The following is an 8,350-nucleotide window of genomic DNA, read 5'->3' on the forward strand; positions in this document are numbered from 1 at the left end:
GGCAATAATACCTGTTCTGTGACGTCAGTCACGGATTTTTTGTTGGGGTGATGTTTTTTGGGCGTTCGTATGCCGATACAGGGCGATTGGGCAGCTCGACGGGCCGCGTTTGTTCCCCTGTGCGCATGCAAACCTCGGCGATATAATGCCGCGCCTCAAAAGTCTTTCTTCCTTTATAAGTAATTAGTCACTAGTCCAACATCAGGTTAACAATGACCGTAAGAACCCGTATTGCTCCTTCCCCCACCGGCGATCCCCACGTAGGTACCGCCTATATCGCGCTGTTCAACCAGTGCTTTGCCCAGGCCCAGGGTGGCCAGTTTGTGCTGCGTATTGAGGATACCGATCAGGCGCGCAGTACCCCGGAGTCGGAACAGGCCATTCTCGACAGCCTGCGCTGGCTGGGGCTTGATTGGCAGGAAGGCCCGGATGTGGGGGGGCCTCACGGTCCCTATCGCCAGAGCGAGCGCGGCGATATCTACAAGAAGTACTGTGACGAGCTGGTCGCCAAGGGACATGCCTTCCATTGTTATCGCACCGCGGAAGAACTGGATCAGTTGCGCGCACAGTTGCAGGAGTCAGGCAAAGCGACGCTGAAGCCCAGCGATCTGGCGCTGCCGGCGGAAGAGGTGGAAAAGCGCAAAGCCGCCGGCGAGCCCTATGTTGTGCGTATGAACGTGCCAGAGTCCGGTACCTGTGTGGTGGAAGACCTGCTGCGCGGCACCATCGAGATCGACTGGGCCCAGGTGGACGCTCAGGTACTGCTAAAGTCTGACGGCATGCCCACCTACCATCTGGCCAACGTGGTGGACGACCACCTGATGGAGATCACCCACGTACTGCGCGGTGAGGAGTGGATCAACTCCGCTCCCAAGCACAAGCTGCTGTACGAATACTTCGGCTGGGAAATGCCGGTGCTCTGCCACCTGCCGCTGCTGCGCAACCCGGACAAAACCAAGTTGTCCAAGCGCAAGAACCCCACCTCTATCCTGTATTACCAGCGCGCCGGTTTTATGCCGGAAGCTCTGCTGAACTATCTCGGTCGCATGGGCTGGTCCATGCCGGACGAGAGCGAGAAGTTCACCCTGGACGAAATGCTCAAGCACTTCGATATCCAGCGTGTGTCCCTCGGCGGCCCGGTGTTTGATGTGGAGAAACTGAGCTGGCTGAATGGCCTGTGGATTCGCGAGCTGGAAGACGCGCAGCTGGCAGATCGTCTACAGCAGTGGCTGCTCAATCGCGAAAATCTGCTCAAGGTTCTGCCGCACGCCAAAGGCCGCATGGAAACCTTCGGCGATTTCGCCCCTCTGGTCGGCTTCCTTGCCTCCGGCAAACTGCCGCTGACCGAAGAGAGCTTCGCCAGCAATAAGATGGAGCTGGACGAGCAGAAGAAACTGCTGCAGTTCGCCCTTTGGCGCCTGGAGGCCCTGCGCAGCTGGAGCAAAGACAACATCTTTGCCACGGTGAAAGAGCTGTCTACCCAGATGGACGTAAAGCTGAAGGACTTCAACGCGCCGCTGTTTGTCGCCATCAGTGGAACTACCGCGTCATTTTCGGTTATGGATGCGATGGATCTCCTGGGACCAGACCTCAGCCGCGCCCGCCTGCGCCAGGCAATTGACGTGCTGGGCGGCGCCGGTAAGAAGGTGCTGAAGCGCTGGGAGAAGGAATACGCTGCACTGGGTTAAGCCCCACCGTATTCCGTGCGTCATCCCGGGCGGCTCACTGCGTCATTCCGGGCGGCATAATGCGTCATCCCGGGCTCGACCCGGGATCCAGCGCCACGGAATCTGGACCCCGGCTTGCGCCGGGGTGACCCAGAACGTCAGTGACGGCCCGGTTCCTAACTAATTGATTAAAAAGTTATTTTTCTTGTTGACAGTGGCCCGCGCATTGTTAAAATGCGCCCCGCTTTCGACGGAAACGTCATCTGAAAGCCACCCAATTTGGGGCCTTAGCTCAGCTGGGAGAGCGCAACACTGGCAGTGTTGAGGTCAGCGGTTCGATCCCGCTAGGCTCCACCAAATACAAAAAGGCCGCATCCGGAAGGATGCGGCCTTTTTGTATTTGGCGTTCCGTCATTCCGGCGTAGGCCGGAATCCAGAGTTTCGGAGTGCTGGATCCCGGGTCAAGCCCGGGATGACGGAGGCGGGCCGTGCTGGCTATCGCCGTCGCTCACTCTGCATAAATCGCGCCTTCCACGCCAGCCCCAGCATCATCAGAAAGTACACCGCCGTCGCCGGTGCCTGAAGATGAAAATCCGTGGTCAACATGATCAGCTCCGCCACAATTGCCATCAGGGTAGCGAATGCCAGGCCCTGCATCAGGCTGTCCCGCCGGGTGCGCAGTGCGGTAAAGGCGTGAAACAAACTCCACAGCACCGCCGCCCCCAGCAACAGAGTCGCGGGCAGTCCGAACTCGATGCTGAACTGCAGGTAATCATTGTGGGCGAGATCGTAAAAGGTATTGATGCCCGGTCCCTTCACACTGGGGAACGACGAATAAAAGCTGCCGCCCCCGGTGCCACTGAGCGGGTGTTGCTCGATCAGTGACAGCCCGTACTGATTCACTTCATCGCGGGTTTCTTTGGTGAATGTCGTTTCTTCGATTTCCTGGCGCAGGCGATCCATCCCAAACCAGCTGCCCACAATCATCAGGTCAATCACCATCAGGCTGGCCAGCAGAATGGTCAGGCTTTTACTGCGGTTGCGGATCAGCAGCAGGCCCAGTGCACCCACAATGGAAAGGCTGGCAAAAAATGCCGTGTTGGCCATGCGCGAGTGGGACATCACCAGGCCGATTACCATCATCGCAAGGCAGATACGCAAAACCGCCTTTCCGCCCAGCAACATATTGATGGCGCGCTTCAGGCGGTCCTTCAGTTTGCCGCCACTGTTACCGCTCAGGCTCGCAATCAGCAGGCCGATACCCAGACAAAGACACATCACCAGAAAATTGCCGAAATGGTTTTTATAGCGGAAGCCGCCGGTGGCAATACCGGAGTTTTTGAAACCGAGAATCCAAGTGGTTTCCGCACCGGAGAGTGCCAGCAGCACGCCATAAAATGCCTGGAAAGTGCCCGCCAGTACCACAACCATCGCCAGCAGGCGCAGCCGTTTGGCGCTGGTTACCAGGGCAAGTAGCAACAGCAACATGCACCAGTAACTCAGGCCTTTTATCAGCGCGACATGTGTCTGGTTCGGGTCGAGAGACAGTGTGGCTGTCGAGAGTCCCGGGGCCGCGCGCAGGTGTGCCTCGGCAATTGTGGGGGCAAGTGTTTCCAGCAGGCCAATGGGAAGTGGCAGCTGCTGAATAAAAACCCAAACCTGAAACAGGCCGAAGATCACCAGTAACGGCCAGTAAGGGCGGAGTGCCTGGAGGCCCGGGCGGAACAGGTTCAGCAGTAGCCAGCCCGCGGTCAGGGCAAATACCCACACCTCCATCAGCGACCAGGCCCAGGGGCGGTGAGAGCCCAGGGGAATAGGCAGCCAGAACAGCAGGGCAAGCAGCCCGTAGAACAGCCCGATTTCCAGGCGCGCACTGCCAGAGAGGGCAGGTGCCGGTTGTGAAAGTTCGGGGAAAGGCGCGTGACCAATCGCAGACATTGTTAAATCGTTCTATTTATCTGTTGAAGCCAGGGAAGCTGTTCCCAAACCAAAGCGTTTCAGGTTTTGAAATCAAAAAAGGCCCTTGCGGGCCTTTTCTGTTTGCGTGATTTGCACGTACGGTGCACGCCTTGCAATTAGTTCGGGGAAGCTGCGGTGCCACCACCGCCGCCACCAGCGCCGGCGCCACTGATCACCGGAGGTGCCGGAGGAATCGGAGTGGTTGGGGTAGAAGTGCTGCTCGCCAGGGAGGAGCTGCCAGCCGGAGGCGCTGCCGCTGCAGTTGCCTGAGAGACCACGGAAGCGTCGGCACCGGCAGCAATTGCAGTGGCGGCAATAGACTGCGGGTTAGCACCGGCAGCCACGGCTGCGGTTACAACCGCTTCGGCAGAGGCCGGGTTTGCGGCAACGGCGGCGGCAACCACCGCTTCCGCGTTGGCGCCAGCCTTGATGGCGGCAGTTGCGATTTCTGCCGCTTTTTCAGGGGCTGCTGCCAGCGCCTGCTCCAGGGCTTCCTCGGTGCTCAGGCCTTCACTTTGTGCCAGAGCAATAACCTGATCCATGCTGTATCCAGCTTCGATGTATTGTGCAACATCGGCCATGGCTACAGCGCTCAGCAAGCTCGCACCCAGTGCGATCCCCAGTGCTGACTTTTTCATGCGTCCCCCTAATAAAGAACATTGTTTTACAGTGGATTCCATTCAATCTGCGGCCGATTGTAGCGCCCATACAGTAAATGGGAAGGCTATGCCACAGATAAAGTCGAAAAAAATTATTGTCCAGTGGTAACTGGTACGCAAAACAGAAAATTATTAGCTATTAATAGCTAGTGCATCCCTGGTATGCGATCAGGCTTCCGTATGTTTTTTATGCGGGCGCTTCTCGCCGGCAATATCTTCTTCCGTTTCCTCGGAAAATATATTCCCGGCCAGGTGCAAATTCAGCTTGCGGGAAAGTGCCTGAAACTCTTCCTGTTCCCGTTCGGCGGATGTCAGTAGCGCGTCAACTTCACGTCTGTATTGCATCAGTGTTTTATGAGACAGCCAAAGCACCATCGCCATCAGCGCAACTCCCGCGCCGCACAGGCCAACCGCCAGGCGCCAGAGTAATTGCAGTGCAGGCCCCGGGTGCCGGCTGACTGCAACCTGTCCTGCAATTTCCCAGCCACTTGTCACGTCAAGGGTGGCAATTGGCGGCTGTATCCGCACAAGTGCCGCAAACCAGTCCGGCACACCGGCAAAGTAATCCGGGATTGAAACAGAAGCCGGAGCCATCGAAGCACGAGTTTGTTGCGTGCTTGTGACCGTCGAAGAGGGATCTGCCGAATCGGCGTGGAATTCCCGTGCCGGTGAAAAGGTCACCTTTGAATAAGCACCACTATGGGTCACACCCTGCAGCAGGGTTTGAATGTAAAGCTCGGGAGACGCGCGCTCGCGCAAAGCGCTACCTAACTGCGCGGCCAGCAACGCCGCGCTATCGCGGGCCTGATGTGCCAGTAATTGTTGCGACTGCTCGCGGGCGATGAACAGGCCAATGGCGATCGCCGCGCAGAGCCCCAGTAACCACAGCAGCGCCTGCCGTACCAGCAGGATACTGGTATGCCATGGGTTAAAACCGTAGCGACGGTCCGCTCGGGCTCGGGGATAGCTCACTCGAATCTCCTTGTCTCGGGCAATACCGGACTAATCGAATACGCCTTCATGTTTCATGCGCGCCAGCAGCTCGGTCCACAGTGCCGAACCCGGCTGATTGCGCACTTTCGTGGCGGTCGCCAAAGAGGCGTTCAGCCACAGTCCCTGTGCGTTAAAACTGTACACCGGTTCCAGGTCGGTACGCTCCCGCGCGGGGAGAACATCACCGGTCATATTATCCAGCACCAGTGGGTGCTCTCCCGGGTTGGCGGAGTACAGCAGTACCATATGAGGCTGCCCGGCCTGCGCCGCCACCACATAAGTAAGACGGATTTTTTCCGGTGAAATACCGGCACTCGTCAGGCTGAACAGCTTGGCGATGGCGTAGTCCTCGCAATCGCCGCCGTTGGACGCCAGAAACTGAACCGGCGTTGCCCAGAAGTCCTCCTGCCCCCAGTGGGCCAGATCTTCCGCATACGGCACCCGGTTCAGGAAATGGTTAATACGCAACAGGCGGTGCCACTCCAGCGCCCGGGATTGCTCTGTGATCAGCTGCTGCCAGCGCACCAGGCGCCCGTGGGCAAGGGCACCGTATTCCGCATGTACCTCTTCTAAAAGAGGCCGGGACAATTTGGGCGCCTGGCCGGGGGTAAAGGCGCTCGCGGTGATCATACAGCCGGCCGCAAACAACCCAAGTAACGCGCAATTGACCAGCGCGCGATAGCACCTGCCACCACCTGTGTGCGCCTTATGTTGATGGGTTGCCCGACGGCTCCAGAAACAAAAGCTGCTACTACCAAACATCAGCAGACCTGTATCGTTGCGATCAAAATTCGATCAACCTCAATACAGTCTGGCACCGCTGGCGCGAACCCTTCGGTTCTGGCTCAAATTCACGTTGCCACAGGCGCCGCGACAAATTGATACAAATTCGTGCTCACGCAACGGAGGCGCGGGCTGCAGCAGGCAGAGCTATTCCCGCAGTGTTTCAGATAGCCCTTTGAGGCTATTTTCTAACCGCAATACCGCGCCTTAAGATGAATAAATAGGCGAAAGTGCCAGTTGGTATGCAAATTGCCAAAGAAAGGAAGAGAGATAGAGAAAGCTTCACGCGTCTTCGAGATAGCAGTGGATTATCGGTCTCCGGCACCCACTGGCTAGGCGCTCGCACTTAATCTTGAACTGTCATAATTAAGTGCTAAAGTGTGACGCCTTTCACATTGGCAGGTGGGATATCGGTGGCACCCCGAAGCTTTCAGGGAGTGAAGCAGCATTCCGCATTTGCGAGAAAAAGTATTTAGACGTTAAGGAAATAAACCATGCAGCAAGTGAAAAAAGCCGTTATCCCCGTGGCCGGCCTGGGGACGCGTATGCTCCCGGCAACCAAAGCGATCCCCAAGGAAATGCTGCCCATCGTCGACAAACCGCTGATCCAGTATGTGGTCAACGAAGCCGTCGCCGCAGGAATCAAAGAAATCGTACTGGTTACCCACGCCAGTAAAAACGCCATCGAAAACCACTTCGATACCTCCTTTGAGCTGGAAGCCCAACTGGAAAATCGCCTCAAGCGCCAGTTGCTGGATGAAGTCCGCTCCATCGTTCCGAAAGATGTCACCGTAATTTCTGTGCGCCAGGCCGAAGCCAAAGGCCTGGGCCACGCCATCAGCTGTGCGCGCCCGGTGGTCGGCGACAACCCCTTCGCGGTACTGCTGCCCGACGTACTGATTGATCAGTACGCTTCCGACCTTACCGCCAGCAATCTTGCCGATATGGTGAAAAACTTTGAAGCGAACAGTGCCAGCCAGATCATGGTCGAGCGCGTCGAGTGGGAAGAAGTGAGTAAATACGGCGTGGTGGACTGCCTGGGTGCAGATCTGCAAACCGGCGGCACCGCCAAAATTGACGGCATGGTAGAAAAACCGGAAGTCGACGCCGCGCCATCCAATATGGCCGTAGTGGGGCGTTATGTGCTGCCCGCCCAAATCTGGAACCTGCTGGAAAACACCGCTCCCGGTGCCGGCGGCGAAATTCAGCTTACCGATGCCATCGACGAACTGCTCAAACAGCAATCCGTTGAAGCCTACCGCATCGTTGGCCACAGCCACGACTGCGGCAACAAGCTCGGCTACATGAAAGCCCAGTTCGAATACGGCCTGCACCACGCCGAAATCGGCAGCAGCCTGAAAGAGTTCCTTGGCTCCCAGAAAGCCAAAACCACCGAACCCGCCTAGAGACGTCGCTAGTATTTCACTTCCCCAGCTCTTCATCCCGGCGCCAGCCGGGATCCAGCGATCGCAAAAAGCAGACCCGCCTGTGTGCAGTCCATTGACGATTTCGAGCGCGAGCGCTTTTGTTAATTGAAAAACAGCGCTCAATTTAGCCCCTCGGGGCTATTTATGGGGTGTTTGAGTTGGTGGTAGAAATGACATGTCTGCAATACGCGGCCAGTTCTCTGATTTCGGTCGAACAATAGGTGATATTGTGACTTTTGTTCGTCGTGTGGAGTTTTCTGTGGGTAGAGACACGTATTACTTGTGATGCACTTGCGGATGGCGTGTGATGTGTGTCACATGGTAGGATTCGCGAGCTTTTGCTCTCCTGGCCCTGTTGGGGAGGTCTTGGGGAGCGGTTGGGGTCGTAATTTCTAGAATTAAATCGAAATGAAAAAAGAGTCTCAGGCGCTGCGAATTGACAAAGCATCGGCTTGAGACAAAGTTGGGGGTTGGGGTGAATAGCACAAAAAAAGTACTGCTAGTGGTTACCGTCGCATTGGTTGTATCCGTGGCGACAAATATTTACGGCGCGATCCAGCACCGAAAAATCTCCAGTGAAGCCTCAGACGCGCAGGCGCAACTGGTTACCCTCCAAAAGAAAATTGCTGAGCTTGAAATGCACAGCAGTTCTACTTCCGGGCCGAATGCCAGGCCCAGTCGCGAAGAGTATATGGAGCGTCGCAACGCTCAATTGCGCAAGCAAAACTCTCTCGCACGCATGTCTACCCAGAAGCGTGAATCTCTTTCACGTAGCGAACAGCTCAGCCGCGAAGCAGTACAGCGCCGGCAGCAGGGTTCCGCGCAAACCATTCAATAATTCGGTCTTTCACGCCGGAAACAA

General features: G+C 56.8%; 7 protein-coding genes and 1 tRNA gene. 4 read left to right on the forward strand and 4 right to left on the reverse strand.

Going from position 1 to position 8,350, the window contains the following annotated elements; translation table 11 throughout:
• Positions 1-212: 212 nt before the first annotated feature.
• Both gltX and ACXAG1_RS06820 read left to right on the forward strand, forming a co-directional pair.
• Positions 213-1,688, forward strand: a complete 1,476-nt coding sequence (gene gltX, locus ACXAG1_RS06815; RefSeq protein ID WP_475092111.1) for a glutamate--tRNA ligase — start codon at positions 213-215, stop codon at positions 1,686-1,688.
• A 260-nt stretch (positions 1,689-1,948) separates the two neighbouring features.
• Positions 1,949-2,024: transfer RNA gene (locus tag ACXAG1_RS06820), tRNA-Ala, on the forward strand.
• Between the two features lie 138 nt (positions 2,025-2,162).
• On the opposite strand, the gene ACXAG1_RS06825 is transcribed toward ACXAG1_RS06820, so the two are convergent.
• From ACXAG1_RS06825 to ACXAG1_RS06840, 4 genes are all read right to left on the reverse strand, one after another.
• The gene (locus ACXAG1_RS06825; RefSeq protein WP_475119310.1) at positions 2,163-3,605 is read right to left on the reverse strand and encodes an O-antigen ligase family protein; all 1,443 of its coding nucleotides are present in this window, start codon (positions 3,603-3,605) and stop codon (positions 2,163-2,165) included.
• A 137-nt stretch (positions 3,606-3,742) separates the two neighbouring features.
• Positions 3,743-4,264, reverse strand: a complete 522-nt coding sequence (locus ACXAG1_RS06830; protein WP_406828081.1) for a hypothetical protein — start codon at positions 4,262-4,264, stop codon at positions 3,743-3,745.
• Positions 4,265-4,453: 189 nt separating this feature from the next.
• Positions 4,454-5,257: a LapD/MoxY N-terminal periplasmic domain-containing protein gene (locus ACXAG1_RS06835; protein WP_475092113.1), complete on the reverse strand. Its 804-nt coding sequence runs from the start codon at positions 5,255-5,257 to the stop codon at positions 4,454-4,456.
• 30 nt (positions 5,258-5,287) lie between these two features.
• A complete protein-coding gene (locus ACXAG1_RS06840; RefSeq protein ID WP_475092114.1) occupies positions 5,288-5,908 on the reverse strand; it encodes a transglutaminase-like cysteine peptidase in 621 nt (206 codons plus the stop codon).
• Between the two features lie 647 nt (positions 5,909-6,555).
• Between ACXAG1_RS06840 and galU the strand changes: the two genes are divergently transcribed.
• Both galU and ACXAG1_RS06850 read left to right on the forward strand, forming a co-directional pair.
• The gene (gene galU / locus ACXAG1_RS06845; protein ID WP_475092115.1) at positions 6,556-7,467 is read left to right on the forward strand and encodes a UTP--glucose-1-phosphate uridylyltransferase GalU; all 912 of its coding nucleotides are present in this window, start codon (positions 6,556-6,558) and stop codon (positions 7,465-7,467) included.
• A 496-nt stretch (positions 7,468-7,963) separates the two neighbouring features.
• Entirely contained in the window at positions 7,964-8,326 is a 363-nt protein-coding gene (locus ACXAG1_RS06850) for a hypothetical protein (RefSeq protein ID WP_475092116.1), read from the forward strand.
• The last annotated feature ends 24 nt before the right edge of the window (positions 8,327-8,350 follow it).

The organism is Microbulbifer sp. ABE4_465, assembly GCF_056160765.1.

Coding starts and splice junctions, on each gene's coding strand:
- gltX (WP_475092111.1), top strand. CDS start 213: ATGACCGTAAGAACCCGTATTGCTCCTTCCCCCACCGGCGATCCCCAC.
- ACXAG1_RS06825 (WP_475119310.1), bottom strand. CDS start 3,605: ATGTCTGCGATTGGTCACGCGCCTTTCCCCGAACTTTCACAACCGGCA.
- ACXAG1_RS06830 (WP_406828081.1), bottom strand. CDS start 4,264: ATGAAAAAGTCAGCACTGGGGATCGCACTGGGTGCGAGCTTGCTGAGC.
- ACXAG1_RS06840 (WP_475092114.1), bottom strand. CDS start 5,908: ATGATCACCGCGAGCGCCTTTACCCCCGGCCAGGCGCCCAAATTGTCC.
- galU (WP_475092115.1), top strand. CDS start 6,556: ATGCAGCAAGTGAAAAAAGCCGTTATCCCCGTGGCCGGCCTGGGGACG.